Source organism: Arthrobacter mobilis, assembly GCF_012395835.1.
GTDB lineage: Bacteria > Actinomycetota > Actinomycetes > Actinomycetales > Micrococcaceae > Crystallibacter > Crystallibacter mobilis.
In genome coordinates this window covers 291-797 of record NZ_JAAZSQ010000081.1, presented here as the reverse complement: position 1 = coordinate 797, position 507 = coordinate 291, and the positions used below count along the sequence as shown (strand labels likewise).

The following is a 507-nucleotide window of genomic DNA, read 5'->3' as shown; positions in this document are numbered from 1 at the left end:
ATAGATATCGTCAAACAGGCATCCCCTGTGGCCTGGCACAACATTAACCTCAAGGGGACTTACCACTTCGAATTGAGCGAAAAATTGCCAGATCTGGAGGAGCTTATGCGCTCAATCGAGGGATATTTACCCGTCAGCGAAAAGTAATACCCCTCTGGAGGCCACGGACGGCGCGGCCTCCAGAGCACTTTGTCGTTTTTGGACGGAAAATCCCTAGAACCCCTCAGTGGGACGAAATGATCCGGACCGCTGGCTCCCTGAAGCTGGGCAAAGTACAGGTTTCAGTGCTGGTCCGTTCATTGCTGAAAAGTGAACGTCCTTCCGGACTGACTCAGGCAATCATTGAAGTGGGGCGCATCAACAAAACGCTGTATCTGCTTAATTATATTGATGATGAAGATTACCGCCGGCGCATTCTGACCCAGCTTAATCGGGGAGAAAGTCGCCATGCCGTTGCCAGAGCCATCTGTCACGGTCAAAAAGGTGAGATAAGAAAACGATATACCG

At 50.7% G+C, this 507-nt stretch carries 1 pseudogene; it reads left to right on the top strand.

The window, feature by feature from the left end:
* Positions 1-224 precede the first annotated feature (224 nt).
* Positions 225-507, top strand: a pseudogene (locus tag HGG74_RS21835) (Tn3 family transposase); the annotation flags it as partial.